Source organism: Nocardia sputi, assembly GCF_023501985.1.
This window is the reverse complement of record NZ_JAMFLC010000047.1, coordinates 1-26,591: the sequence shown is the minus strand read 5'-3', so window position 1 is coordinate 26,591 and position 26,591 is coordinate 1. Positions and strand designations below refer to the sequence as shown.

Annotated in this window: 23 protein-coding genes and 1 riboswitch; of the genes, 12 read left to right on the top strand and 11 right to left on the bottom strand. The window is 69.0% G+C overall.

What is annotated here, in order from left to right; all coding sequences use genetic code 11:
• Window positions 1–637: 637 nt before the first annotated feature.
• Window positions 638–1,525, bottom strand: coding sequence for an alpha/beta hydrolase (locus M8859_RS35715; protein WP_249645595.1), 888 nt, complete (start codon window positions 1,523–1,525; stop codon window positions 638–640).
• A 77-nt stretch (window positions 1,526–1,602) separates the two neighbouring features.
• Here M8859_RS35715 and M8859_RS35710 point away from each other — a divergent pair, with 77 nt between their 5' ends.
• Window positions 1,603–2,304, top strand: coding sequence for a TetR family transcriptional regulator (locus tag M8859_RS35710; RefSeq protein ID WP_159930802.1), 702 nt, complete (start codon window positions 1,603–1,605; stop codon window positions 2,302–2,304).
• Window positions 2,305–2,484: 180 nt separating this feature from the next.
• On the opposite strand, the gene M8859_RS37415 is transcribed toward M8859_RS35710, so the two are convergent.
• Window positions 2,485–5,040, bottom strand: coding sequence for a helix-turn-helix transcriptional regulator (locus M8859_RS37415; RefSeq protein ID WP_195072374.1), 2,556 nt, complete (start codon window positions 5,038–5,040; stop codon window positions 2,485–2,487).
• Between the two features lie 123 nt (window positions 5,041–5,163).
• Here M8859_RS37415 and M8859_RS35700 point away from each other — a divergent pair, with 123 nt between their 5' ends.
• Window positions 5,164–6,363 (top strand): styrene monooxygenase/indole monooxygenase family protein, encoded by a 1,200-nt coding sequence (locus tag M8859_RS35700; protein WP_159930804.1) that lies wholly within the window; start codon window positions 5,164–5,166, stop codon window positions 6,361–6,363.
• Window positions 6,364–6,378: 15 nt separating this feature from the next.
• Here M8859_RS35700 and M8859_RS35695 read toward each other — a convergent pair whose 3' ends face one another.
• Window positions 6,379–7,626 carry a cytochrome P450 gene (locus M8859_RS35695; protein WP_159930820.1) on the bottom strand — a complete coding sequence of 416 codons (1,248 nt, stop codon included), beginning with the start codon at window positions 7,624–7,626 and terminating at the stop codon, window positions 6,379–6,381.
• Window positions 7,627–8,126: 500 nt separating this feature from the next.
• Between M8859_RS35695 and M8859_RS35690 the strand changes: the two genes are divergently transcribed.
• The 4 genes from M8859_RS35690 (at window position 8,127) to M8859_RS35675 (ending at window position 11,465) form a co-directional block, all read left to right on the top strand.
• The gene (locus tag M8859_RS35690) at window positions 8,127–8,522 is read left to right on the top strand and encodes a hypothetical protein (protein WP_159930805.1); all 396 of its coding nucleotides are present in this window, start codon (window positions 8,127–8,129) and stop codon (window positions 8,520–8,522) included.
• A gap of 94 nt (window positions 8,523–8,616) precedes the next feature.
• Window positions 8,617–8,733: riboswitch (TPP riboswitch) on the top strand.
• The gene (locus M8859_RS35685; protein WP_249645594.1) at window positions 8,729–10,096 is read left to right on the top strand and encodes a purine-cytosine permease family protein; all 1,368 of its coding nucleotides are present in this window, start codon (window positions 8,729–8,731) and stop codon (window positions 10,094–10,096) included. It overlaps the preceding riboswitch by 5 nt.
• 21 nt (window positions 10,097–10,117) lie before the next feature.
• Window positions 10,118–10,951 carry a DUF72 domain-containing protein gene (locus M8859_RS35680; protein WP_249645593.1) on the top strand — a complete coding sequence of 278 codons (834 nt, stop codon included), beginning with the start codon at window positions 10,118–10,120 and terminating at the stop codon, window positions 10,949–10,951.
• Window positions 10,952–10,970: 19 nt separating this feature from the next.
• The gene (locus M8859_RS35675) at window positions 10,971–11,465 is read left to right on the top strand and encodes an SLOG cluster 4 domain-containing protein (RefSeq protein WP_249645592.1); all 495 of its coding nucleotides are present in this window, start codon (window positions 10,971–10,973) and stop codon (window positions 11,463–11,465) included.
• Between the two features lie 53 nt (window positions 11,466–11,518).
• Here the strand turns inward: M8859_RS35675 and M8859_RS35670 are convergent, their stop codons facing one another.
• From M8859_RS35670 to M8859_RS35645, 6 genes are all read right to left on the bottom strand, one after another.
• Window positions 11,519–11,842, bottom strand: a complete 324-nt coding sequence (locus tag M8859_RS35670; RefSeq protein ID WP_195072377.1) for a ribbon-helix-helix domain-containing protein — start codon at window positions 11,840–11,842, stop codon at window positions 11,519–11,521.
• Complete coding sequence (locus M8859_RS35665) at window positions 11,835–12,113, bottom strand: hypothetical protein (RefSeq protein ID WP_159930810.1); 279 nt, start codon at window positions 12,111–12,113, stop codon at window positions 11,835–11,837. Before M8859_RS35665 ends, M8859_RS35670 begins: the two co-directional genes overlap by 8 nt.
• 34 nt (window positions 12,114–12,147) lie before the next feature.
• Window positions 12,148–13,854 (bottom strand): DUF4153 domain-containing protein, encoded by a 1,707-nt coding sequence (locus M8859_RS35660; protein WP_240679490.1) that lies wholly within the window; start codon window positions 13,852–13,854, stop codon window positions 12,148–12,150.
• Between the two features lie 74 nt (window positions 13,855–13,928).
• A complete protein-coding gene (locus M8859_RS35655; protein ID WP_159930811.1) occupies window positions 13,929–15,032 on the bottom strand; it encodes a HAMP domain-containing sensor histidine kinase in 1,104 nt (367 codons plus the stop codon).
• Complete coding sequence (locus M8859_RS35650) at window positions 15,029–15,724, bottom strand: response regulator (protein ID WP_159930812.1); 696 nt, start codon at window positions 15,722–15,724, stop codon at window positions 15,029–15,031. Before M8859_RS35650 ends, M8859_RS35655 begins: the two co-directional genes overlap by 4 nt.
• Window positions 15,725–15,938: 214 nt before the next feature.
• Window positions 15,939–17,075 carry a lipase family protein gene (locus M8859_RS35645; protein WP_159930813.1) on the bottom strand — a complete coding sequence of 379 codons (1,137 nt, stop codon included), beginning with the start codon at window positions 17,073–17,075 and terminating at the stop codon, window positions 15,939–15,941.
• Between the two features lie 117 nt (window positions 17,076–17,192).
• Here M8859_RS35645 and M8859_RS35640 point away from each other — a divergent pair, with 117 nt between their 5' ends.
• The 5 genes from M8859_RS35640 to M8859_RS35620 all read left to right on the top strand — a co-directional run bounded on the left by M8859_RS35640 (window position 17,193) and on the right by M8859_RS35620 (window position 21,486).
• Window positions 17,193–17,822, top strand: coding sequence for a TetR/AcrR family transcriptional regulator (locus M8859_RS35640; RefSeq protein ID WP_249645591.1), 630 nt, complete (start codon window positions 17,193–17,195; stop codon window positions 17,820–17,822).
• A 59-nt stretch (window positions 17,823–17,881) separates the two neighbouring features.
• A complete protein-coding gene (locus M8859_RS35635) occupies window positions 17,882–18,595 on the top strand; it encodes an endonuclease/exonuclease/phosphatase family protein (protein WP_249645590.1) in 714 nt (237 codons plus the stop codon).
• A gap of 172 nt (window positions 18,596–18,767) precedes the next feature.
• On the top strand, window positions 18,768–19,292 hold the full coding sequence (locus M8859_RS35630; protein ID WP_159930816.1) for a hypothetical protein: 525 nt from the start codon (window positions 18,768–18,770) through the stop codon (window positions 19,290–19,292).
• Between the two features lie 417 nt (window positions 19,293–19,709).
• Complete coding sequence (locus tag M8859_RS35625) at window positions 19,710–20,282, top strand: copper chaperone PCu(A)C (RefSeq protein ID WP_159930817.1); 573 nt, start codon at window positions 19,710–19,712, stop codon at window positions 20,280–20,282.
• Window positions 20,275–21,486 carry a Dyp-type peroxidase gene (locus tag M8859_RS35620; RefSeq protein WP_249645589.1) on the top strand — a complete coding sequence of 404 codons (1,212 nt, stop codon included), beginning with the start codon at window positions 20,275–20,277 and terminating at the stop codon, window positions 21,484–21,486. The genes M8859_RS35625 and M8859_RS35620 overlap by 8 nt, the downstream gene beginning before the upstream one ends.
• Before the next feature lie 284 nt (window positions 21,487–21,770).
• Here M8859_RS35620 and M8859_RS35615 read toward each other — a convergent pair whose 3' ends face one another.
• A complete protein-coding gene (locus tag M8859_RS35615) occupies window positions 21,771–22,124 on the bottom strand; it encodes a Fe-S protein (RefSeq protein ID WP_159930819.1) in 354 nt (117 codons plus the stop codon).
• A gap of 580 nt (window positions 22,125–22,704) precedes the next feature.
• On the opposite strand from M8859_RS35615, the gene helR reads away from it, so the two are divergent.
• On the top strand, window positions 22,705–24,900 hold the full coding sequence (gene helR / locus M8859_RS35610; RefSeq protein ID WP_249645588.1) for an RNA polymerase recycling motor ATPase HelR: 2,196 nt from the start codon (window positions 22,705–22,707) through the stop codon (window positions 24,898–24,900).
• Window positions 24,901–24,959: 59 nt separating this feature from the next.
• Here the strand turns inward: helR and M8859_RS35605 are convergent.
• On the bottom strand, window positions 24,960–26,591 hold a 1,632-nt coding region (locus M8859_RS35605; protein WP_443678232.1), incomplete at its 5' end, for a DNA-directed RNA polymerase subunit beta.

Below are 26,591 nucleotides of genomic sequence, written 5' to 3'. Positions count from 1 at the left end.
ACACCCCCACCGGCGACTGCACCCCCGAACCACTCACCACCACACCAGCAACAACCAAAGCCGACACCGTTATCGGAGCAGATACACGCATTCGGCCACACCCAATCCCTCGACGTCGTCCGCGTCTCGGACGGATACATCCGTACGGGACAACGGAGTCCTTCTGCCGGGCCGAATCCTCGACCCCGGCCCACTCCTATAAGAGAGCGAACCTGCGATAACATATCGTACACAATACCGAGTAAATCGCGGGTGAGATCGTGAAATTCGCAGTAACTTAATGCCTGCGCGGCCACCCTCGATCCAGAGTACCGGTCCGCGCGGCCACACGCCCGTGCCCGTTTCGACGGGTGTCGCCACAGGCAACGGCGCGCGAACCCGGTTGTCGCCCAGAGCAGGTCGGCCGGTATGTCAGCTATCCCTCCGCGAAATAGACCGGCTCCGATGACGCCGCGACCACGCCACCCCTCTCGCCGAGATGCCGTCGAGACCGTCCCGCGGACGCTGACTCCGGCCCGAACACCCACATGCCCGCCCGGGAAAACACTGTGGTCGAACGCTTCCCGCCCGGATCATCGCGGGACCACAGCGCGCCCGATCGTGGCGTCAGTTGGTCGCTCCCCATGGGCAGGGTGGATCACACCGTTGCTGTTGTCCGGCGGTAGAAGTCGATCTGGTCGGCCACCACACGACTCCGGAGGCTGGGGTCGGTGTAGAAGCTGAAGTGGGTACCGGGGTAGACGCGCAGTTCGCCTCGCGGCGCACGGTCGGCCAACTCTCGGGTGATGTTCAGCGGCGTCTCCTGGTCCTCGGCGGCGACGCAGACCAACAAGGGACAGGCCAGGCCGGCCGCCGCTTCGGCGGGGCGATAGCGCATCATCCCCAGCAGTCCCCTGGGCGCGATGCTGTTGCGCCACAAGGTCTCCCGCCCACCGGTGAGAGTCCGAATATGCTGGTCGGCCTCGGGAGTCGCGGTCACGGCGAGTTCTCCCGGCCGTCCCACCATGGGGATGTAGTAGGGCCGCAGACCCAGCTTCCCCCGTAGGGCATCCCAGACGATCGCGCCCAGCAGGCTCAGCGTGTCAGCGGTCGACCGCCCCTCGACCTTCTTCGGAAATCCGTTGAAGGGAATCTGCGCTACCACTGCCGCGATCCGGGAATCGCTGGCGGCCACGGTGATCGCGTGCGCGCCACCCAGCGAGTTGCCCCAGAGCAGCACCCTGCCGGGGTCGACGCGCTCGTGGGCTCGGGCGCAGGCCACGGCGGCGCGGATATCGGCGAGTTGGCCACCGATGTCGGGCAGCTGGCGTGGCTCGCCGTCGCTCTCACCGAAGCCTCGATAGTCGAAGACCAGCGCAGCGAAGCCCTCGGCGGCGAAGCACTCGGCGTAGTCGAAGAGGCGGTCCATCGTCCCGCTGAAGCCGTGGCAGAGCACCACGCACGGCGCTGGTCCGGTATCGGCGGGCAAGTAGAGGTAGCCGGCGCACCGGACGCCTGCGGCGGTGAACGACACCTTGGTTCGCATACAGATCATCCCAACGGCAATAGACTGACTGTCGGTAAGTACTCTAACGAAGAAACTGACCGCAGGTAAGTGAACTCATGACATCCGAGCGGATACTGGAGGCGGCGCGCGTCCTCTTCGCCGCCCGCGGCTACCGCGCCACCTCCATGCAGGCCATCGCGGACGAGGTGGGTATCACGAAGGCCGCCCTCTACTACCACTTCGATTCCAAGGACGAGATCCTTCACCAGCTCACGGTGCCGCTGCTGGACGAATTGGAGGCGGTACTGGCCCAGGCCGAGTCGTGCGACAGTGCCGAGGAGGTGCGCTGGCGGGCGATCGAGGGCTATGTCGACGTGCACCTGCGTCACCGCCACACGCTCACCATGCTGGTGAAGGACATGACGCTGCTGGTGCAGGCGCCGGTCGCCGACCGCTTCCGCGCCGCGATCGCCCTGGCCAACGAGCTGGTGGCCGGTCCGGGCGGCGGACTCGAGCAGCGGGTGCGAGCCTCGCAGGTGGTAGCCGGGCTGGCCGACCCGGTAGTGCTGTTCCGCGGCGAACCGGCCGACCGTCTGCGAAGCCTGATCCTGGACGGCGCCGGGGCGCTGCTGGGCAGACCGGCCGAACCCCGGACGCGCGGGCGCGCCCGGGGACGCAACGGCGGACGACGCGCCCTACTCGGCGAAGAGCAGATCCTGCAAGCAGGCGCCCTGTACGCCGAAGGGCACAGCGCTGAGGAGATAGCCGCCCGTTTCAAAGTCTCCAGGGCCACCATCTATCGCTATCTCAAAATCTAAAGATTATGAGATTGATTCTGAGACTGCAATGGCCGGAGCGTTCCCCCAGCACCGTGCCGGGCAGCCGGTGCCCAAGATGTCAGTCGATGTCTTCTCCCCATGACTTTCAGCCCTCGTCGACAGAGCGAATCGAGCTCGGTCGGCCACTCGATGGAGCGCGCAACGATTCAGCCGGCCCGATCACGAACGCCGGGCGCGCCGTGGCTTGCGCGCGGCCTCCTCAATCACTTCGGACTGGCGATCGGCGGGCACGAGAGCGCGGATGTCCTCCCGTGACCTGATCATCAGTTTCTGCAAGATCGCGGCCATTTGCGCGTCGACGGTCTTGAAGGAGCTGCCGCGCCTGGCGGCGATGGCGGTGTTCGTCCAGCCCGCCGCCGCCAGGACCGCCACTTCCTGTTCGGCAGTCGACAGTTCCGACCAGTGCGACGGCCTGCTGCGCCGCACCGGATGCTCGACGGGCAGCCGGTCCATCGACAAGTTTCCCAGCGCCAGCTGCGCCACCTCGCCGAGCTCGGGCCGCAGTAGCGCACCCTCTCGTTCCGCGTCGGCGAAGGCAGTCTCACCCAGGACCGCTCGGGCAGTTTCGGCGGCGATCTCGGTCTCGGTGGCGAACGGGCCCAGGTTAGCGATGTCCACGCCGAGCTCCTCGCGCAGCGTGGCGTTTCCGCCTGCCAGGCGCGCGATTTCGCGCGCCCATGCCGTCACGGCGTCGGAGCGCTGGTCGCCCGCGGTGGCGATCAGGCGCGCCAGCGTCCACGCGCGGATATGGGTGGCCCACATCGCACCCCACCGATCGCGCATCGCCAGCTGATTCGACAGTGTCGTCCGCCCCACGGCGAGCGCTTCGTTCGGGTCGCCGTGCTTGGTCAACGCGATCACCCACGCCAACCCCGCCCATGACGCCGCCCACCGTGCCCCGGACCGCTCCGCGTGATCCAGGTGGGTGCGGCAGAGCTCCAGTGCCTGCTCGGGCGTGCCCAAGAACGCGGCGGCCAGCGCCTCGAACAGCTCACTCATCGCGACGCCGCCGCGTTCTCCGTCCGCGGCGAATCGCGCCCGGGACCGGGCCAGGACGCCGATCGCGCGAACATCGCGCCCGACCACCATCAGTTCGGCGCCACGGGCGAACTCCACCGCAGCGGGTAGATCGAAATCTTGCTCTGGCTGCTCCCGCCATCGTGAGCGGGTGGCGGCGTCGGCCACGCAGAGTGCGACGCATTCGTCGAGCATGCGCTCGGCGTCGTGGTGCATCCCTTGGCACAGACTGATCCAGGCGATCAGCGACATCGCCGTGACTTGTAGTGCCACCGGCTGCGGATCCAGGTCCCGGCTGGCGGCCAGCGTGCGCTCGGCCCACCGGCGCGGTTCACGCAGTGAGCCGGTGAAGAACGGGCTACGCAGGGCGATCAGCCCGGCGGCGATCTCCAGCCCGACCGCCGCCTCTCCCGGGGTGGCGAGGCTGCCTTCCATGGCGCACAGCAAGTTGTCCCAGGCCGCCCGCGCCCAGTCCAACAGCTGTTGCTCGGCCGGGCCGAACCATCCGGCCGCGGCCGCGGCGACCTTGTCGCGGTAGTAGCGGCGGTGCCTGCGCGCCAGCCGGTCGGCTTCCGCGCCGCGTTCGGCCAAACGCTGCTGCGCGAACACCCGGAAACTTTCCAGCAGCGAGTAGCGCACCGTGGTCGCGGTCAGGTGGACCGAGACCAGAGACTGATCCGCCAGCCGCTCGAGCAGGCCCTCGATTTCGGCACGGGCCAATCCGTCGTGGCCGCGGGGCTCGTCGTCGGCGCATACCGCTTCGATCGCTTCCAGCTCGGCGCCCACGTCCAACCCTGGCGCACCGGCCTCCTCGTGGTCGATGTCGTAGCCGGCCGCGAACACCGACAGGCGGTCGAACAACAGCCGCTCTTTGTCCCGGCACAGGTCATAGGACCAGGCGATGACGTCGCGAATGCCCTGGTGCCGTGCGTCCGCGCCGACACGCGGGCCGTGCGACCAGTGCAGCCGCCGGTCGCCCGCAGTGCCGCTGAGATCGCGCAGGATCATCGGCAGCGGCTGCCGCGACAGCCGCGCGGCGGCAAGCCGAATGTAGAGCGGATGGTTGTGCACGTGCCAGCAGATCGCCACGGCCAGCTCGCTCTCGTCCTCGGCGACGGTGTGCCCGGTCAGGTCCGCGCGGGCGCGGAACAGGGTCAGCGCCTGCTCCCGCGACAGCGCGGGCACCGGAACCAACTGCTCGTCGACCCACCCGATCGCCTCGCGGCTGGTGGCCAGCACGGTCAAGCCGGGCACCGCGTCGAGCAGGTCGGCGATCACCCGGCCCGCACCGTCCAGGACGTGTTCGCAGTTGTCCATGACCAGGATCGTCTGCAGGGTGCGACCGACCGCGTCGCGGCGGCGCAGCGTGTCCAGCACCGCTTCCCACGCCGACCTGCCGGAGAAGTCGGCATCGATCACCGAGCGGGCGACCTGTTCCTCGACCGCGGCCGCGTCGGCGTCCCCGGACAGCAGAGCCAAGCGCACCCAGTGCACCGGCACGCGCCGGGCCTTCTGGAACCGGTGGACGGCTTCGGTGGCCAGCCGGGTCTTGCCGATGCCGCCCGCACCGATCAGGGTGACCAGGCGGGTTCCGCCGAGCAGGGCCATCCCGATCTTCTCCAGCTCACGTTCGCGGCCCACGAAGTCGCTGGCGGCCGCGGGCGGCAGCCCGGGGCCCGAAGCACGTCCTACTGACACAACTGGGCAGCGTAGTCGTGTTGCGGCCGCGATTCGCGGGTCTCTACCGATGTGCCCTATCCACCTATGCGCGGACCATTTGGCTATCGCGGCAGTCGATCGCACAACCGGAAGGACACGACGGTGGGACAGATACTCGTGATCGGGGCGGGCGAATGCGGGTTACCCCTCGCCCATCGACTGCTGCGCGGCGGCCGGCCCGTCACGCTGGTGACCGATCGGGACGCGGACGCCGTCCTCGGGGGCTCGGTGACCAGCACCCAGGTCAAGTTCCCGGCGACGCTGGACTTGGAGTCGGATTTGGGCCTGGGCTTCTGGCGCTCCAGCGCGCCGAACATCGAGGGCATCCGGTTCACCATGGCCGTCGACCGGGCGGCGTTGGTCACCTGGACCGGACGATTCGCGCGCCCCGCGCAGAGCGTGGATCAGCGAACGGTGTTCGCACGCTGGCTCGGCGAGTACTTGGCCGCGGGCGGTGACCTGCGGATCGCCGAGCCGTCGGTGGCCGAACTCGACCGCCACGCCAGCGGCTACGACCTGACCGTGGTCACCCGCGCCAGAGGCGAGCTCGCCGGCTGCTTCGAGCCCGATCCGGCGTGGCCGGCGCATGCCGCGCCGTTACGGCGGCTCGCGGTGCTGTACCTGGACGGTGTCGAGCCGGATCCCGATCGCCTCGGCTGCTACACCGCGCTGCCCGAGCACGGTGAAGTGATCTCCTATCCCGGCCTGACCGGACCGCCGGGGCGGGAACGCCGCTGCGAGATGTTGCTTTTCGAGGCGCGGCCTGGCGGGGCGCTGGATGTGTTCGACCAGCGCGGCACGCCCGCGCAACGCTGGGCGCAGGCCAGGCAGCTGCTCGACGCGCACCTGCCCGCGCAGATCGCCCAGCGCTACCGCAGGGCCGAACCGACCGATGCCGGGGCGACGCTGGTGGGCGCGGTGACGCCCGCTATGCGCCGTCCGGTGGGCACTCTGCCGTCGGGTCGGCCGGTGCTGGGCGGAGGCGACGTCGTGTGCCGAATGGATCCGGGCGGCGCCCAGGGCGCCAACAACGCCGTGCACTGCGCGATCCGCTATGGCGAGGCGATTTTGCACGACCCGAACGGTCCCTACAACCGGGCGTGGATGGACTGGGCCGCGGCGCCGTGGCTCACCGCCGTCGCACACCCCGCCGCACGGTGGACGGCGACGGTGCTCGACCCGCCCCCGGCGATGCAGCAGATGATGCTCGCCGCGCAGCACGACACGACGCTGGGAGATGCCTTCGCCGACACCTTCGCACGCCCGGCGAACCTTGCCCGGTTGGCGGGCGTGCCGTCCTGAACGATCCGCGGCGGCTCAGGGTTGCCAGGGCGGCGTGGCGGGGAAGACGACCGGAAGTGCGGTCAGGGCTCGGTGAAATGGCCCGGGCCGCCAGGTCAATTCGTGCACCGGCACGGCGGGCCGCAGTTCCGGCAGTGCGTCCAATAACTGGTCGACCGCGTCCTGGCAGATCAGATACGCCGGGCTGCGCGCGGGACAGGCGTGTGGTCCGGCGCCCCACGCCAGATGCGACCGGTTGCCGCTGTGGCCGCGCCCACTGACTTCCGGATCGTTGTTGCAGGCGGCGAAGCTGATGACGACGGGTTGGTGGGCGGGCAGCCAGACGTCGTCGATCAGGATCGGCTGCCGTGGATAGGTGACCGAGAAGTTCGCCATCGGCGGGTCGGTGAACAGAACCTCGTCCAGAGCGTCGCGGGTGGACAGGCTGCCGCCGAGAACGTTGCCGCCGAATCGGTCGTCGGTGAGGATCAGCACCAGCGTGTTGATGATCAAGTTCTGTAGCGGTTCGATGCCCGCCCCGTAGAGCACGACGAGCTGGTGGATCAGCTCCATATCGTCCAAGTCCGCCGGATGCTGCAGCAGCCGGGTGGTGATGTCGTCACCCGGCTCGGCGCGCTTGAGTTCGAGCAGCCGCAGCAGCGCGGTGCTGAGCATGCGGTTGCCTTCCTCCGCGTCCACCCCGTCGAACACGGCGGCGGTGGCGGCGGCGACCTCCTGGCCGATCTCCGGGGGGCAGCCGAGCATGGCGTTGACCATTTCGAAGGCCAGCGGCAATGCGTACTGGGAGACCAGGTCTGCGCTGCCGACCTCGCAGAAGGCGTTGATGAGCGGGACCGCGATCCGCTCCACCGTTTCGTGCAGGACGTGCAGGTTGACGGCGTCGATGCTCGCGGTGTTGGCCTGGCGGTAGCGCTCGTGTGCTTCGCCCGTGCTGCGCAAGGCGTTCGGACGCCACTGCAGCACCGGTAGCACCGGGCAGTCCGCGGGGACACTCGCCTCCCAGGTGCGCGGGTCCGCGGGAAAGTGCTGGGGATCGTGCAGGATTCGCACGGCGGTGTGATACCGCAGCACCAGAGTCGCGGGCACGCCCGGCGCCAGCTCGACCGGCGCCATAGAACCGTAGCGGGCGCGCATGTCCCGGTAGGCGCGATGCGGATCGGCGGCGAACTCCGGGGAATGCAGTGCTACCCGGTCGATGTCGTTGTCGATGGGCGACCCGCGGTGGGTACCGGGGCTGCGCGTGGTCTGGTCATCTCGGGGCATGGTCAATGTGCGACTCCCACAGTAGAAGCGTCTTCGGCGAGTGCGATCGGGCGAGCTCGACGCGGAGCGCCGGAACGTCGTTGTCTTTCGGTCCTTGCGGTGCACCCGTGCGACGCGTCGTCCCGACCGCGGAGCGGATCGACACACACGATGGTCGCTTAGGTAGTTACCGGGCATCGGTAGCAGCAGGTCACCTGCGCCGATGCGACGTTTTTCACCGCATGCCAACCGGATTCGACGCTTCTCGCCGACCGATCCGCGCCGTCGCCCGTGCCAGGAGCACCGGCTGCCGGCAACCCGGGCGGGCACGTGCCCGCGAATCGCGTTGTGGTGCCGCGCGTTCGCTGCGGGCGGCGCGCCCGCGACCGGGTCCGGTGGGCGGACGATCGGCCACCGGGGTGCTCGCATGCGCGGGAGCACAAGCACTTCCACGTGCGGGGCGCTGGTGTATAACTTCCATCGGCCCGGTCGACTCCACCGACAAGCGATAGCGAGACACGATGCACGGTTACCTGAACCAGGTGTCCCAAGGCACGACGCCCTCCGGCTATCCCACGCGCGAGCCCGAGATTCGCGCGGTCGAGCCGCCCCGCAGTACGGATCTCGTCCTCACCGCACTGCTGTGGCTCCTGCCCGCGACGCTGGCCGCGATGTCGGCGGTCCTCGCGCCGTGGTTTCTGATGGCGGGCGGCGTCTGCGACTCCAAGCCGGAGTGCCGCGTGGACACCAGTGCGGGTCTGTGGATCATGGTCGGTGGCGGGATCGTGGGATTCGCCGTGGGCGCGCTGCTGTCGGGCATGGCAGCCAGGCAAGGTCGGGCATTGTTCCCGGGCGCGCTGATCGGCGCGGTGCTGGTCGTGCTCGCGTGGTTCGCCGCTTCCTTCCTCATGGGCTGAGATCCGAGACAACCGCGACGGCGGTAGCCCGCCACCGCCTGGGGCGTCCCGCTCTGGGTCGCGGGAACTGGTGCGGGTGTACTATTCGCCGGAATCACAGCACCGCGGGAGCTCGGGCACGGCCGGGCTGAGAGGGCGAACGGAAACGCTTCGCCGACCGCATGAACCTGTCCGGGTAATGCCGGCGTAGGGAGAGCGTTTCCGTCATGTCGTCGCCGACTCGCGCGAGCGCGGGGCACGAAGCCCCGCTGACCCTCGACCAGCCCGCACCGAAGGTGCTCTCGTTCTGGGACCAGAGTGCGTTCTGGGCCAACCTCGGTGTCAGCCTCTTCGCGTTCTCCGGCGCGTACACGGTACTCGCGCCGAATTCCGAGGGATCCGCGCGGATCTCGATCGCGGCGGGCATCCTGGCGACCGTCCTGGGCACCGTTGTGGGCGGCCTGATGCTCGGCGCCGCGGCGCTGACGGGCGCGCGCACGGGACAACCCGCGATGGTCCTGCTGCGCGGGCTGTTCGGCGCGAAACTCAGTTACCTGCCCACGCTGCTCAATATCGCTCAGTTGATCGGCTGGGGAACCTTCGAGCTGATCGTCATCGGCGATGCGGCCGAAGAACTGTTCGGCGGAGGTCCGCACTGGCTCTACGTGGTCGCCGCGGGCGTGCTCACGACACTGCTCACCATCTGGCCGCTCGGGTCGGTCCGGTTGCTGCGCCGGTTCGTGACGGCCGGCGTCGTGATCGCCCTGATCTGGTTCTACATCCAGTTCTTCCGCGCCGGTCTGCCCGATCTGCGAGCGAACCCGGGACCGAGCGGCGGCGGCCCGTTCGGCGTCAACTGGAACCTCTTCTGGATCGCCACCGATGCCGCGCTGGCCGTCTCCGTCTCGTGGGTGCCGGTCGCCGCCGACTACACCCGTCATGCCCGCACCGGCCGCTCCGCGTTCGGCGCCGCAGGCGGCGCGTACGCGCTCACCCAGATCGTCGCCTATGTCCTGGGCCTGTTCGCGCTGGCGCTGGCAACCGGTGAAGGCGGGCCGTATGCGTCGTTTTTACACGTGAGCCTCGGTGCGCTGTTCTTCTTCGTCTTCGTGCTGCGGGAGGCGGATCAATCCTTCGCCAACGTCTACTCCACGGCGGTGTCGGTCCAGAATCTCGCGCCGCGCGCCGACCGCCGGGTGCTGTCGATCGGCATCGGCACGCTGATCACCGTCTTGGCGCTGCGGTTGGACATGGCGAACTACTTCGGGTTCCTCGGGCTGATCGGCTCGGTGTTCGTGCCGCTGCTCGGAGTGCTTGTCGCGGACTTCTTCCTGCGCGCCGAGCGTGTGTGGAATACCGCGCCGGACGCGCCGGCCCGGTGGGGAATGGTGGTCGCGTGGCTGACCGGATTCGCGGTGTATCAACTGGTCAATCCGGGCGACGCGGGAGTGTGGACCGATTTCTGGGATGCGCTGCGCCGGGCTCTGCACTTCACCGGGCAGGCGTGGATGAGCGCATCGCTGCTGTCGTTCTTGGCGGCGCTCGCGGTGGCGTGGCTGGTCGGCCGGGTCACGGCGAGTAGCGCGTCGGCGTAGCGGATTTGCCACCATGGAGAGATGAGCCAGATCCGGATCGGCACGTCGGGATGGGTGTACCCGCCTTGGCGCGGAACCTTCTATCCCGAGGGACTGACGCACAAGCGCGAATTAACCTATCTCGCGGAGCGTCTCGACAGCGTCGAGATCAACGGCTCGTTCTATTCGCTGCAGCGCCCGTCGAGCTACCAGCGCTGGGCAGAGCAGACCCCGGACGATTTCGTGTTCGCGGTGAAGGGCAGCCGGTTCATCACGCACATGAAGCGCCTGCGCGACGGTGACGAGCTGCTGGCCAACTTCCTCGCGTCCGGCCCGCTGGCGCTCGGCCCCAAGTTGGGGCCGATTCTCTGGCAGCTGCCTCCGACCTTCCGCTTCGACGCCGATGTTCTGGACGCTTTCCTGTCCCGGCTCCCCCGCAGCACCGAGCAGGCCGCCGAGATCGCGCGCCGCCACGATCACCGTGTCGACCCCGCGTACACGAGCACCGACGCCGACCGGCCGATGCGGCATGCTCTGGAGATACGGCACGACAGCTTCGTGACCCCGGCGTTCACCGAACTGCTCACCCGCCACGGCGTGGCGCTCGTCGTCGCCGACGCCGCGGGCAAGTATCCGCTGCTCGAAGAGGTCACCGCCGATTTCGTCTACATCCGATTACACGGACACGACGAGCTCTACGTCAGCGGTTACACCGACGAGGGCTTGGACATGTGGGCGGAGAAGATCCGCTCGTGGGCCGAATCCGGCGACGTGTACACCTATTTCGACAACGACGCGAAGGTGATGGCGCCGCGCGATGCCATCGCGTTGCGGGAACGGCTCGAGCCGGTCGTGTCACCGCGACCGGCAGGGTGAGGACAGGGAGGTGGCGCCGGTGCGGCAGGTCGCGGTTTGCGGGCCGAGAGAGTGCACTGAGCAGGAAGCGCAGTGGGCGCGCACGGTCGGCGACCTCTTGGCGCAGGCGGGAGTGACCGTGCTGTGCGGCGGTGGGTCCGGGGTGATGGCCGCGGTCGCCGACGGGGCGTCGCGTGCCGGCGGGCTGGTGATCGGGGTGCGACCGGACACCGATCGCGACGCGGTCTGCCCCGGTTTGTCGGCGGTGTTGTTCACCCGTATGGGTGAGGCCCGCAACGCGATTCTGGTCGAATCGGCCGATGCCGTGATCGTCATCGGCGGCTCGTGGGGCACGCTGTCGGAGGTCGCGCTCGCGCGGCGGCGCGGAGGGATTCCGGTGGTCTCCCTGGGAGGTTGGGAGGTTCGCGACTCGAATGGTCGTCCGATGTCGGCGACGGCGCCTGCCACCGACCCGGCCGAGGCGGTGCGTCGGGCGCTCGACGGAATCGGTGCGGCCCGGAATGATTCAGCCTGATCGCCGCGACCCTCGAATCCTCCCACCCTCGACGACGCGCGTGGCGCTGCCGGTCAGGCCGACTGGCGCAACGGGTGCAGGGCGGCCAGCGCCCGCAAGGCGTCGGCGCGCGAGATGGGCTGGTCGTTCTCCAAGGCGGCCAATTCCAGCTCGATCCAGTCGCGGATGAGGGCGGACATGGTCACATTCCGCTGCTGGGCGGCCTTCTTCACCCGTTGATGCAGCTCGAGCGGGATGCGCAGCGACGTGGTGACGGTGACCGTGTCCTCGGCGCGCAGCGGCGGGGGCAACTGGGCCGGGTCCATGGGCGCGTCGGTGTATTCGAGACCGGACAGGAAGTCCTGGACGTCCTTCGGGTTCGTCGGATAGTCAGTCATCGGCGTGCTCCCAACGCTCGAGTTCGGCCACCTGAGCCTCGGTCATCTCGACCGCGCCCAGGATGTCCCACTGCCAGCCCTCGGTGCGGCGGACAGCGACGATGAGTGGCCGGCCTGCCTCGGTCCGGCCCCACACCGTGAGGACCGCGAGCTCGTTCCGGCCACGCGCCTGCCGAGGCCATCGGCGGGCGCCCATGAGCACCTGCAGCACTTCGCGCGGGTCGATTCCCACCAGCGACAACAGTGCCCACTCGGGCCAGTTATAACCCACGATCAGCGATAATACAAGTATATTGCATGCGGGCTCATCGCGCTCTCGCCCGGGACAGATTCCAGCTCTGCCAGGTGTCCCCGTCGAGATCGGCCCGCAGCCGGGTGCGCATCTGCGTGCGCAGCGGCTCGGGGAGCCGGTCGGTCGCGGGCAGGGCATCCGGCGAAAGCGTGACCAAGTACTGAGTGTCCAGCGATTTGCCCCGCTCCCAGCGATCGATGTTCTCTTCGGCGATCCATCGCTCCGGGTCGAGGACGGCCAGTGCCAACAGGGTGGCCATCGCGGTGCCCAGCACGGCACGCGGCAACCAGGACCGGCGCAACCGCACGACCGCGAGCAGGACCAGCACATAGACCAGGCCCAGCCACAGTTCGCAGGCTTCCACCAGCAGGCGCAGCACCGTGAAGCCGTAGGCTTGCTGATAGGTCCACATCCGGCCGAGCGCTGAGGCGACGATGACCAGCGCGAGCACGCTCACCGCCGTGAGCAGCCCACGCAGCCACCACCGGTCGGCGGCCGTGTCCTGGGCGGCCCAGCGCAGCACGACCATCAGCACCGCCAGGGTCAGCACGGTGACGGCCGACAGCTGCCAGAACCCGGTACGCGCGTACTCGGCGTAGGTCAGACCCGAGGTGTCCTGGACATAGTCGTCGCCGCCGAAGAGCACGACGAACTGGGTCGCGACGAACGCCGCGAACAGGATCGCGACCGCACCGACCGGCAGCACCCATTCCGCTCGGCGCAAGGTCCGCCCACCCGCTGCCGCTGTGGCGGGCGGCGGCGGCGCGGCCAGCACGAACATCGCGCCGAGCGCGCCGAGTGCGACCACCGCGAACAGGACGATCCACCGCAGCACCGACGGCGCGTCGAGGTCCGGCGTCACGGTCTCGAGCAGCGCGGCGAACATCGCGTCGGCGCTGCCGAGTAGCGGAACGAACACCGCGAGCAGCGCGACGGTCACCGCCACCGACAGCCCCAGCCGCCCCCCGCGTGACGCGATGCCGCCGCGCACCCGGGCAGTGCCCTCGTACGCCCACGGCACGGCGTCCAGCGCCTCGAGCCCGACGGCGAGGGCGTCGTAGAGGAAGCCGTTCGCCGAGCGGCGGCCCACCACCGCCAGCGAACCGGCGACACATGCCGCGACGACGCACAGCGCGAACAACCAACCCGCGGCGCGCACTGCGCCCACCGCGAACAGCGCGAGCGCGAGCGCCGCCCACCACAGCCGACCGGCATAGCGGGTTCGATGGGCGAAAGACATCGAGGATGCGGACTTTTCGGGCGTCGTTTCGGCTTCAGCCGCGGTAACGATCGGCACGCCTCTGCGCGCGTTGCGGTCGACGATCCAGACCGCCGCCGCGGAGATGGCGGCGGCGAGGACCCATCCGATACCGGGCCGGTCCCACTGGATGAGTATCGCGGCGGCCAGCCCGGAGGTGGCGGCGGCGAGCGCCACGCCGGGAGGGCGGGCTACGCGACGCCACTTGGGCGGTCGTGATTCAAAGGTCGGCACCACCACCGGCGACATCGGAGCCGAGGTGTCGCCGGACCGCGCCGGGGACGCGGCGGTCCCCTCCGCCTCCTTCCCTCGACCTGGTGGCGCCGGTGTATCCACCGCCGGAGCCGGAGGGGCGGCGGGCGCCTCGCCGGCATCCGTCGCCCCCTCGGCGGAGGCGCCTGTCGAAACAGGGGGCACTTCGTCCCCCGAGGGTGTCGCGGGGGATTCGGGTTCTGTGGACATGCTTCGGTCCTTCGATAGGCGTGCGCGATCACCCCGGGTCCGTCCTGGGGACCCGGGTCGTATGGTGTGGCAGGTCAGCGTCCGGGCAGAACCACCCGGATGCGGGAGCCGGGATCGGCGACGGCGATGGTGCCGCCGTGCAGGTCGATCACCCAGCGGGAGATGGCGAGGCCGAGTCCGGTGCCGCCACCGGCGGTGCGGCCACCTCGGGTGAACCGGTCGAACACCCGGGCGCGTTCGGCGGGCGGGATGCCGGGACCGTCGTCCTCCACGTCGATCACGACCTCACCCGGCGACGCGCGCACGGCTAGACGGACTTCCCCGCCCGCGGGCCCGTGCCGAGCGGCGTTGTCGAGCAGATTGAGCAGCACCTGGTGCAGACGCGCACGGTCGGCGTACACACGGTCGGCGCCGGAGGCCACGTCGGCGCGGAAGCGCACACCGCGCCCGAGCGCGGCCGTCATGACCTCCGCTTCGGCGACGACGTCGGCCAACAGCGGTGCGATGGGCACGTCCTCGCGATCGAGCGGGAAGGCGCCGGCTTCGATACTGGAGAGGTCGAGCAGTTCGGAGACGAGCAGGGCCAGCCGTTCGGTCTGGGCGAGTGCGGTGCGCAAGGTCGCCGGGTCGGGTTGGGAGACACCGTCGACCAGGTTCTCCAATACCGCGTTCAAAGCCGTGATAGGAGTGCGTAATTCGTGCGAGACATTCGCGATGAGGTCGCGGCGCTGCTGGTCGGCCGCGGCCAGGTCGGCAGCCATCTGGTTGAACGCCTCGGCCAGTTGGCCGACTTCGTCGCGGGAACTGGCCCGCACCCGCAGGGTGTAGTCGCCTTGGGCCATCCGCTTCGCCGCCGCGGTCATCTCCCGCAGCGGCCTTGTGATGCCGTGCGCGAGGAACTGCGAGGTCACCAGCGCGATCACCACCGCGGCGAGCGTAGTGCGCGGCGGCAGCCACCCGATCTTGAACCGGAAGAAGCCGAACGCGACACCACCGGAGCAGAGCATGAGAATCGCGAGTTTCAGCTTGATCGATTTCACCGGGTCCAGCGGCCGCGGTAAGCGTTCGGCCGCCTGGTCGCTCACCCGGCGCGCCCACCGCCACCACCTGGGAGATCCGGTGGCACCGGTTATTTCCGAGTTCGGCTGTTCCGGCGCGCGAGCGGGCTGGGCACTCATCGGGCCTCCAACGCGTATCCGACGCCACGCACGGTGCGGATCAGATCGGAGCCGAGCTTTCGGCGCAACGCCTTGATGTGGCTGTCGACCGCGCGGGTGCCCGCCGCGTCCGACCAGTCCCAGACGTCTTCGAGCAGCCGCTCGCGCGCGAGCACCATGCGCGGGCGACGGGCCAGCCGGGCGAGCAGATCGAATTCCAACGGCGTGAGCCGTGCCTCCACGTCCGCCCGCCAGACCCGGCGCTGGTCGACATCGATGCGGAGATCGCCGACCAGTATCGTCACGCCGTCGCGGTCGGCCGCCCGGTCCATCCGGCGCAACAGCGCGTGCACCCGGGCGGCGAGCACGCGCAGCGAGAACGGCTTGGTCAGATAGTCGTCCGCGCCGACGCCCAAGCCGACGAGCTGGTCGGTTTCGTCGGCACGCGCGGTCAGCATGAGGACGGGGACCGGGCGGCGCGCCTGGATGCGGCGGCACACTTCCAGTCCGTCGAACCCGGGCAGCATGACGTCGAGCACCACCAGATCGGGCTCCGCGGCCTCGGCGGCGGTGACCGCCGACGGGCCGTCGTGCGCCACATCGACCGTGAATCCCTCCGCCCGCAGGCGCGCCGCGACGGACTCCGCGATGGTCATCTCGTCGTCCACCACCAGGATCCGCCGTGCGCCCTGCGCCGGTGCGCTGTGTTCCATGCACCGAACCCTAACCACCGGCTGTGGAGAGATCCGGCGTCGATTGTGGAGATTTCGTGTGCATCAACCGACGCGCGGGGCCGCGTTCACGGCCGGGGCCACGGTCACCTGTCGCCGAAAGTGGCCATCCCGGTCCGCAAGACCACCGTGCCGCTTCCGGACGCCGTCGACCTCGAGCCCGCCGCGGCGCGCGCCTGAGCGCCTCGCCCCAGGATCAGGCGAAAAGACTTGCGACGAACGGGATGCTGTCGGTCAACGACGCGGCCATGGTCGCGCTGTGGTCCTTCCCCGGATACACGTGCAGCTCGGGCCGGACGCCGTGCGATGCAAGATCGGCGACCAGCTTCGCGGTCAGCGGGGTGGGCACGTCGGTGTCGTTCGTGCCCTGACCGATGAACAACGGGCGGTCGTATCCCGCGAGCGGGACGTCCATGACCGGACGGGCGGTGGCGACGAAATCGCCGTCGGCCAGTGGGCGGGCGAACAATCGGCCGACCGGGACTCCTCGCGCCCGATCGGCCAACGGCTGGAAGCACAGCGACTCCGCGGCGGTCGCCAACTGCTTGCCGACCGGGCTGAGATAGCTGTCCAGGTCGAAGTCCGGTCGTGCTGCCTTCAGCCCGTTCATCACGTACGCGAGATAGGCGGTGAGATGCGCGTTGTCGATCCCCGGCGTATCGGGCCCGAGGAAAGAGGCGGCCTCGACGATATTGGAGGCGGGGCCGGTGGCGACGGCGCCGCGATAGTCGAGGTCGGGGGCGTACCCGGTGGCGAGGGACGCGGTGAAGACCGCCGCGCCACCACCTTGGGACTGGCCGATGGCGATCCACTTCGACGACAGCGAATCATCGACCGCGCGCGCCGCGCGCACCATGTCGATCGCCGCGTGCGCCTCGGCACGTCCATCCAGGTACGCGTGCGGTCCGGGGGTGCCCAGACCGATGTAGTCGGTCGCGACGACGGCGTACCCCTGTCGTATCCAAGTCGTCAGGTAGTCCAGATCTCGTTTGCTGCGGCCCGCGGTCGAAGGCGCGCACTCGTCGGCGAGGCCGACCGTCCCGTGTTCCCAGGACAGCACCGGCCAGCCACCGCTCGGCGGCGTCCCCGCGGGCACGAAGACGGCGCCGCTGGACAGCGCAGGCCGGTCGTCGGAGGTCCGGGTCCAGTACGTCACACGGCGGGCCCTTCCGGTGCCCTCGATCCAAAGCTGTTCGGGCAGTGCCTGATCGGTGGCGATCGCGCCCGGCGCTGTATCCGGCGCTACCGGGTCGGCCGCCGCGGGAACCATCGCAGGCCCCGCGAAGAGAAGTACCGCCACGGCCAGGGTGATTGCTGCACGTCGCACCGACATGGGCGCCGCCTCTCGAATTCTGCTCGGTGTCTCGACGAGACACTGTAGCCGGGTTCTGCAATAAAGTGTCACTTTGAGACATCAATGTCGGCGAACACCGCGAAGGGGAGGGCGGGCATGACGGGCGTGAACGGTCCGCGCGAACGCGAGAAGGCGCGGGTGCGGCGGGAATTGGTCGATGCGGCCCTGCGGCTGTTCGAGTCGCACGGGTTCGAGCAGACCACCGTGCAGCAGATCGCCGACGCGGCGCGGGTCTCCCGGCGTACCTTCCACCGTCATTTTCCGTCGAAACTCGCGGTGGTGTTCAGCCACGAGGAAGACCTGATGGCGCAGCTGCTCGCCGCGGTCGACCGGCGCCCGGCGGGTGAATCGGTGTTGACCGCGCTGCGCGGGGCGCTGGGCGACTTTCTACTCGACGAGCAGGACGCGCCGTCGCGCAACCGTCAGGCCGACACGGCGCGCCGGGCCAGGCAACTTCTGGTCGGGAACCCGGAACTGCGCCGGGAAAACTTCATCGGGGCGCTGGGACGCCAGCGCGCGATGGCGGAGAACTTCGCCGCCCGCGCCGGGCTGCGCGCCGACGATCTGCGGCCGCAACTCACCGCCGCGGCGTGTTTCGCGGCCTTCGGCGTCGGTCTGGACCATTGGATGCTGGGCGAGGACCATTCGACAGCGGCCTTGCATCGCATCCTCGATCGCGCGGTAGCGTCGCTCCAGCACGGCATCGACATCGCCGGCGCGGACTGAGCGACGGGGTCGGCCCCGCACCGCAACCGGTTTCACCCGGTTCGCATACCATCGCGAAGGTGATCACGGTGGCCACTTGGAACGTCCTGCATCGCGTCCACGCCGAGAACTGGTACGAGGACGTCGCGACCCGATGGCCGGACGAGGGCGCGCGGATCGCCGCGGTGACCGCGCGAGTAGCCGAACGCACCGAACGGATCATCGCGTTGCAGGAAGTCAGCGGCGATCAACTGGCCAGTCTGCGATTGGCTCTGCCCGACCGGACGTTTCACGCGATGCGGTACCAACGGCTACCGACACCTCGGCGCGTACCCAGTTCCCTGCTCGACGGCGGGGAGTACCTCGTCGTGCTCACCGCCGAGCCGAGCAGGGAACTCGCGGCCGAATCCTTCGCCCAGGATCACGGCAAAGGCGCCCTCGTCGTCGACGCGGGCGAACTGACGGTGATCGCCACCCACGTGACCGGTGACCGCCGGCGCACGGACCAACTCGCACGCTTGGCCGCACTCGCCACCGACGTACCGGAGGACGCCACGGTACTGCTGGGCGACTTCAACACCGACCGCGCCTCCGTCGCGGCCGGGCTGGGCGACGACTTCGTGGTCGCCGAGTGCGCCGACGGCGCGCTCCCGACCCGCCCGCGCTCCTCGGGCGCGAAGTCCCAGCACATCGATCATGTGGTCGTGCACGGCGCGACCGTCACGCCCGCCCAGGTCGACGACGTCGGCGGAGTGTCCGACCACAACATCGTGCACGCCACCGTCCTGGTCTGAGCGGCCGCCGCATCGACCGCTTCCGGCGATAGCGGCGCACGCCGAAGGCGGTTCGCTGCCGTTTCCCCAAGCCGGAGAACGGAGTCGAGGGCGGGCCGGAAGATCGACACAACAGCCGACTGCGACACGATCCGATGCTGACGACGGCTACGACAGGCGGTAGTATGATTCGGTGCGGAATCCGGCGGTAGTGGCGGCGCGGCGGCGCGGCGCGTTCGTCGGATCCGCGGCCGGGACGGTGAGCATCGCCGCGCACGCATTCGGCGGCGGTGCGATATCGCCCGGCGCCGCACCGATCGCCATGCTGATGGCAGCATGCGCGGCGGTCGGCGTGCTGGTCGCCGCGCGACCCCACCGGCACGGGCTCGGCGAGATCATGGCCACGCTGGCCGTCGGGCAGGCCGCCGTCCACGTTTCGTTCTCTCTGTCGTCCGCGCACCACCACGGCGCAGGCACGACCTCGGTCATGCTCGGCACGCATCTCGCGGCCGTTCCGCTCGGCGCGCTGCTCATACACGCCGCCGAAAAGGCTGCCCTGCGTGCGGCCTCCGACGCGCATCGCACGGTGCGCATCCTCGCCGACGGCCCCAGCGCGCCGGTCCGGGTCAGCTCGCTCGCGTTCGGTCGTGTTCTCCCCCAGCCACGACGCCTGCTGCTCAGCTCGGGCTCCGGCCTGCGTGGCCCGCCCTGCCGCTGACTCTCCACCGCGCCGGCGAGTATCGGTTCGGTCGCCGTCCTCCAGCGCTTGCCCGGTCGGCCGACCGTTGCCTGTGATCAGTTGGGATCGCGGCTCTCGGACGCTCCGCGGCGACGGATGCCACCGCGATTCCCGCGCGGCACAAAGCCGATCAACGGCGACCGCGAGACCCGGTGCGCTCTCGGGCGTTCCGCGAGTCAGCGCGTTCGGGTCCGCCCGGCAGTGCCGCAGCCCCTGCGGAATTCCGCGCGCATACGTCGATTTCGGATGATCCGGCCTGGTCGCGCCGAACGTCATGTTCGGCGCTGGTCCCCAAAGCGACGGACCTACCAAGTCCGTCCCCGTTCGATGTGCTGCCGCCGAACCGCTCGACGCCGTCGGTGCGCCGCACCACACCAAACGAGTTTCGGAGTTCTCATGCCTATCAACACCTTCACCGCGCCGCGCACCGCTCGTCTGTTGCGCGGTGTGCTGGCCGCCGCTGCGGTGCCCCTCCTCCTGACCGCCTGCTCGACGGCCGAGGAGACACCCACCCCCGCATCGGCCGATGCCGTGACCATTTCCGATCAGTGGGTCAAGGCCGCCGACAGCGGAATGTCGGCCGCGTTCGCCGACCTGACCAACACCGGCGACACGCCACGCACCATCGTCTCGGCCACCAGTCCCGCCTCCGAGCGCATCGAGCTACACGAAGTGGTCACCGACGTGAACGGGACGAAAGCGATGCGACCCAAGAGCGGCGGCTTCGTCATTCCCGCGCACGGGCGCACACAGCTGCGGCCGGGCGGTGACCACATTATGTTCATGGGCCTGCGCGGACCACTCCGCACGGGGTCGGAGACGTCGGTCACCCTGACCTTCGACGACGGCTCCACCACGACGTTCACCGCCCAGGTACGCGACTTCTCCGGCAACCAGGAGAATTACGTGCCCGACCACGCGAGCGGCGAGCCCCATACCGGCGCGCAGACCCCCTCGCACGGTGGCTGATCGGACCGGACCGCGACCCGCACAGATCACCCGGCGGCGCCTGCTCGGCGGTGGCGCCGCCGCGGCGGGCGCCGCGGGCATCGGGTTCGGCGCGGCCGCCCGCAGCGGACGGCGGGAACCCGCCCCGTCGGCAGGGGACGCGACTGTGCCGTTCTACGGGCCGCACCAAGCCGGGGTCGACACCAGCCCGCAGGCGCACGCGGCGTTCGTCGCCTTCGATCTGAAACCGGTTGTCCGGCGCGAGGAGCTAGTCGGGCTGCTGAGGATCTGGACCGGCGACGCCGCCCGGCTCACCCAGGGCAGGCCCGCCCTCGCGGACACCGAACCCGAGCTCGCGCCGCGTCCCGCACGGCTCACCGTCACCGTCGGCTTCGGGCCCGCGGTGTTCCCGGCGGCCGGTCTCGAGCAGCGCAGGCCGTCCTGGCTGCGGCCGCTGCCGCCGTTCGCGATCGACCGGCTCGAACCCGCCTGGTGCGGAGGCGATCTGCTCTTACAGATCTGCGCCGACGAGGCGACCACGGTGTCGCATGCGGTGCGCGTGCTGTGCCGGAGTGTGTCCTCACTGGTCACCGTGCGCTGGGTGCAACACGGATTTCGCAATGCCGCACCGGGCGAGACGCCGCGCAACCTGATGGGCCAGGTCGACGGCACGGTGAACCTCACGCCCGGCACGCCGGAGTTCACCCGTCTGGTGTGGGACGACGGCGCAACCCAGCCTTGGCTGAGCGGCGGCACGTCGTGCGTGCTGCGGCGGATCGCGATGACACTGGACACCTGGGACGAAATAGACCGGGAAGAAAGAGAACTCACCGTCGGCCGCACCGTTGCCAACGGTGCGCCGCTGACCGGAACCGAGGAGTTCGACGAACCGGACTTCACGGCCGTGGACGCGAGCGGCATACCGGTCATTCCGCCGTCATCGCACATCGCTCGCGCTCATCACACGCACGACGGCGAGCGCTTCCTGCGACGTGGCTACAACTACGACGACGCGCCCACGCCGGGCCGGATCTCCAACTCGGGTCTGCTGTTCGCCGCCTATCAGCGCGACGTGGACACGCAGTTCCTTCCGGTGCAGCGCAGGCTGGCGGAATTCGACGCGCTCAATGTCTGGACGACGCCGATCGGTTCCGCGGTCTTCGTGATCCCACCCGGAGTCCCGTCATCGGGCGGTTACCTCGGGCAGTCGCTGTTGGAGGGCTGACATGTGTCCGGCGCCGCCAGGCACGAACCCGGCGGCGCCGAGCACATCAGTGCCACAGACGGCGACGAACATGCCGGCGACAGCCAGTACACCTGCGGGGTATGGGGCCGGCCAGTGCGCCGGTCCGCCGTCCGAGGGCCCGATCTCGGCGGAAGCGGCCACCAAGTCGTAGTCGGTGACCATCCCAGCGTCGACGACGGATGCCGAGAAATGGCAGACCCGGCGGGACCCGCGCCAGTCGCCGGACAGCCGCAACGGGACCGAACCGGAACGGCCGACCCGACTCACCAGAGGACGGCGATGCCTGCGGCCAGGAACGAGAGCACACCGACAGCGATGAACAGTGGCCGCGGCACGGGCGCACCCGTGCGCCGCTGACGAGCACTGCCCATGCCGAGAACGCCGCCGAGCACAATCAGGATCACCAGTTTGAACCCGAGCTTCGGGTAGTTCAGCTCGACGCCTTCCGGCCAGGGTGCAGCCAAAACCAACCCGGTGAGCAGCGATAGCAACAATCCATAGTCCATCACCCGCGTAGTGCGGAACCGGCGAGCGACAGCTTCGGTCACCCACGCGCCGAAGGTGACCGCGAACCCGACGATGTGGAGAAGTATTACGATGTTGCGTAGTAGTTCCATGTGAGCAGCTTATCCATCCGCCACATCTGCTCTGACCTACCGGAGTTCGGGGTCGCCCCGCCTATGACGGATCGACGCAACCCGGCATACCAGCCGCCCCAATCCGTCTCGCAGAGGTAATCCCGCGCGCGGTGCACCGTCTGCTGCACAGAACCGGACGGATCGGGCCGATCCCGCGTCTTCCAGCGTTGGCCGCGATGGTCGAGAAACCGGGCGACGGTGCTTCCCACCGTGGATTCGGAACGGCCACGGCACCGCCGCCTCGGCTGTGCATCAGGGGGCCTGGGTGACGGGACTTCCTCACCGTGGCCGAAAGCCTGGCCGTGGGGCGCCCGCGCAATGGAAAGGAAGGTACATACCCCTTTCCACTTTCAACATATAGCGCACCAGAGGGCTTGCGGTAAGACCCCGGTCGTGCCGCAGAATTGCCCGCCGAGGCCGGTACCTGCCCAGGCGGCACGAGCCGCAGCGACTGGGCGGCGATGGCCGCGACGCTGCCGCTCGACGCGATCAGCCAGGAGGGGCCCGCCGGTGTCGGTGTGAACCACGCGCCATCGTCGAGCCAGGAAAGTGAGGGCATGTGTCAACTCCAGGGTATGAAGAGGAATTGCGGTCCGAGCGGAGCTACGTCGCCGGGCTCTACACACGGCTCGACGCCGAGCGCGAGCGGGTGAAGGGAAGCTACCGCGCGGCGTTGCGGGGAAACGGCGGGACACTCGTGGACCGTGATGTCGAGTTGCGGGCACTGGCCGAAGAGGCGCGGCGGCTGGACGTGGCGGACAACGGGCTGTGTTTCGGTCGCCTGGACGCCTTGTCGGGCGAACGCTCCTACATCGGCCGGATCGGCCTTTTCGACGAGGAGAACGAGTACGAACCGCTGTTGCTGGATTGGCGGGCGCCTGCGGCGCGCGCGTTCTATGTGGCCACCGCCGCGTCGCCCGAGAACATGCGTCGGCGCCGCCAGTTCCACACTCGCGGGCGGCAGGTGGTCGATTTCACCGACGACGTGCTCGGTCGCCCCGATGGCGCCGAGCGCGGCGACGCGGCGCTGCTCGCCGCGGTCGACGCGCCGCGCGGTGAAGGAATGCGCGACATCGTGGCGACCATCCAATCCGAGCAGGACCGGATCATCCGGCTCGACCATCCAGGGGTGCTGGTGATCGAGGGTGGCCCGGGAACCGGGAAGACCGTGGTGGCACTGCACCGCGTCGCCTACCTCCTCTACACCCGGCGGGAGCGGATGCAACGCCACGGTGTGCTCGTGGTGGGGCCCAACCCGGCGTTCCTGAATCACATCGGGCGGGTGCTGCCGTCGCTCGGCGAGTCCGACGTGGTGTTCATGACCACCGGCGACTTCGTGCCCGGCCTGCGCGTCACCGCCGAGGACACTCCGGAAGCGGCTCGGATCAAGGGCTCGCTGAAGATTCTGGACGTACTCGCGGCGGCGGTCGCCGATCGGCAGCGGCTGCCGGAGTATCCGCTGCCGATCGAACTGGCCGACGTCACGGTGCGGATCGACGCCGAGACCGCGGAATGGGCCAGGGAGGAGGCGCGAGCGAGCGGGTTGCCGCACAACGAGGCCCGCGCGGTCTTCGGTGAGATCGTCACCTATGTCCTCACCGAACGCGCGATAGCCCGGATCGGCCGGGGCTGGCTGACCCGGGCCGACCGCGACGCATGGGAAGAACTGCGAGCTGACCTGCTCCAGGAACTCGCCGAGAATGACGCCTTCACCGCGGCGCTCGACGAACTGTGGCCGATCTTGACGCCGGAAATACTGCTGGCACAGCTCTATACGTCCCCCGAGCGGTTGCGTGCGGCAGGCTCCGACCAGGCACTGCTGCGCGCCGACGGCGACGCCTGGACGGTGTCGGACGTGCCGCTGCTCGACGAACTGGTCGATCTCCTCGGCCGCGACAAGCCGGCCGACCAGGCTGCTGAGCGGGAACGCGAGGCAGCGTACGCCGCCGGCGTGCTGGACATCATGGTCAGCCGCGAGGACCTGATGGACGACGAGGACCACTTGCTCGCCCAGGACCTGCTCTACGCCGAGGACCTGGCGGATCGCTTCCTCGAGCGCGATACCCGCGCACTCGCCGAACGCGCCGCCGCCGACCGGGACTGGACGTATCGGCACGTCGTGGTGGACGAGGCCCAAGAACTGTCCGAAATGGATTGGCGGGTGCTGATGCGGCGGTGCCCTAGCCGATCCTTCACGGTGGTAGGCGATCTCGCCCAGCGCCGGTCGGCAGCCGGAGCGACATCGTGGGACACGATGCTGGATCCGTACGTGCCGGGCCGCTGGGTCTATCGGTCGCTGTCGGTGAACTACCGCACTCCGGCGGAGATCATGACCGTCGCCGCCGCGCTCCTCGCCGAGTTCGCACCCGGTGTCCGGCCACCGGAGTCGGTCCGCGCCTGCGGCGTTCGGCCGTGGTCCCGGCAGGTCACCGAGGACCAACTACCGGCCGCGATCGAAGAGTTCGTGCGGGAGGAAGCCGGCCGCGAAGGCACCAGCGTCGTGATCGGGCCAGCGGGTGTGCCCGGCGCGGTGGCGGCGTCGGAGACGAAGGGCCTCGAATTCGACGCCGTCCTCGTCGTGGAACCGGAACGGATCCTCGCCGAGGGACCGCGCGGCGCGGCCGAGCTCTACGTCGCTCTCACCCGCGCCACCCAACGCCTCGGCGTCCTGCACCAGGGGCCCTTGCCGCAGGCGCTGACCGCACTCGCCGGAACCGGTACCCCGGCGCAGGCCGGGCATCGGCGGTCGGCGTAACGATTCCGCAGGAGCTGCCGCGCCCCGTAGGTCCGGGCGCGGCAGCTTCGAGAGGCGGATCAGCTCGGGAGGTCTTCGACAGACGCGGATTCGTTGCGCGACAGCGTGATGCCGAGGTTGGCCGCGGTGCGATCGAGTTCGTCGTCGTCGCCGTGGTGCCATTGGATCGCGGCGCCGTCGGACGACAGCACCTCCACGTTCAAGCACAGCGACTGCAGTTCCTTGAGCAAGACCTTGAACGACTCCGGAATGCCCGGCTCCGGAATGTTCTCGCCCTTGACGATCGCCTCGTAGACCTTCACACGACCGACCACATCGTCGGACTTGATGGTCAGCAATTCCTGCAGCGTGTACGCCGCACCATAGGCCTGCATGGCCCAGCACTCCATCTCACCGAAACGCTGACCACCGAACTGCGCCTTACCACCCAACGGCTGCTGAGTGATCATCGAGTACGGACCGGTCGAACGCGCGTGGATCTTGTCGTCGACCAGGTGGTGCAGCTTCAGGATGTACATGTAACCGACCGCCACCGGATACGGGAACGGCTCACCGGAACGCCCGTCGAACAACGTCGCCTTACCGTCGTCATCGACCATCCGCTCACCGTCACGGTTGGGCAACGTCGAGCTCAGCAGCCCGGCGAGTTCTTCCTCTCGCGCGCCGTCGAAGACCGGTGTCGCGAGATTCGTCTCCGGAGCCGCCGATAACAGCTCCTCGGGCAATCGCTGCGCCCAGTCCGGACGAGCGCCGTCGGTGAGCTGAATGTTCCAGCCCGCTTTGCCGATCCAGCCCAGATGGGTCTCCAGGATCTGGCCGATGTTCATACGACGCGGCACACCATGAGTGTTCAAGATGATGTCCACCGGCGTGCCGTCCGGAAGGAACGGCATGTCCTCGGTCGCCAGAATCTTGCCGATCACACCCTTGTTCCCGTGCCGGCCCGCGAGCTTGTCACCGTCCTGGATCTTGCGCTTCTGCGCCACATACACCCGGACCAGCTCGTTCACACCCGGAGGCAGATCGTCGTCGTCCTCCCGCGAGAACACCCGGATACCGATCACCTTGCCCGACTCACCATGAGGCACCTTCAGCGACGTATCACGCACCTCACGCGCCTTCTCACCGAAGATCGCCCGCAACAGCCGCTCCTCCGGAGTCAGCTCCGTCTCACCCTTCGGAGTCACCTTCCCCACCAGGATGTCGCCGTCACGAACCTCCGCACCGATCCGCACGATGCCACGCTCATCCAGATCCGCCAGCACCTCATCGGAGACATTCGGGATATCCCGCGTGATCTCCTCCGCACCCAGCTTCGTATCCCGCGCGTCGATCTCGTGCTCCTCGATATGAATCGAGGTCAGCACGTCCTCCTCCACCAGACGCTGCGACAGGATGATCGCGTCCTCGTAGTTGTGACCCTCCCACGGCATGATCGCCACCAGCAGGTTCTTACCCAGCGCCATCTCACCGTTCTCGGTGCACGGACCATCGGCCAGAACCTGACCACGCTCCACCCGCTGCCCCTCGTCCACGATCGGACGCTGATTGGCACACGTGCCCTGATTCGATCGAGCGAACTTACGCATCCGATAGGACTTACGCGTCCCGTCATCAGCCATCACCGTGACGTAGTCGGCGGAAACCTCCTCCACCACACCGGCCTTCTCGTTCACCACGACATCACCGGC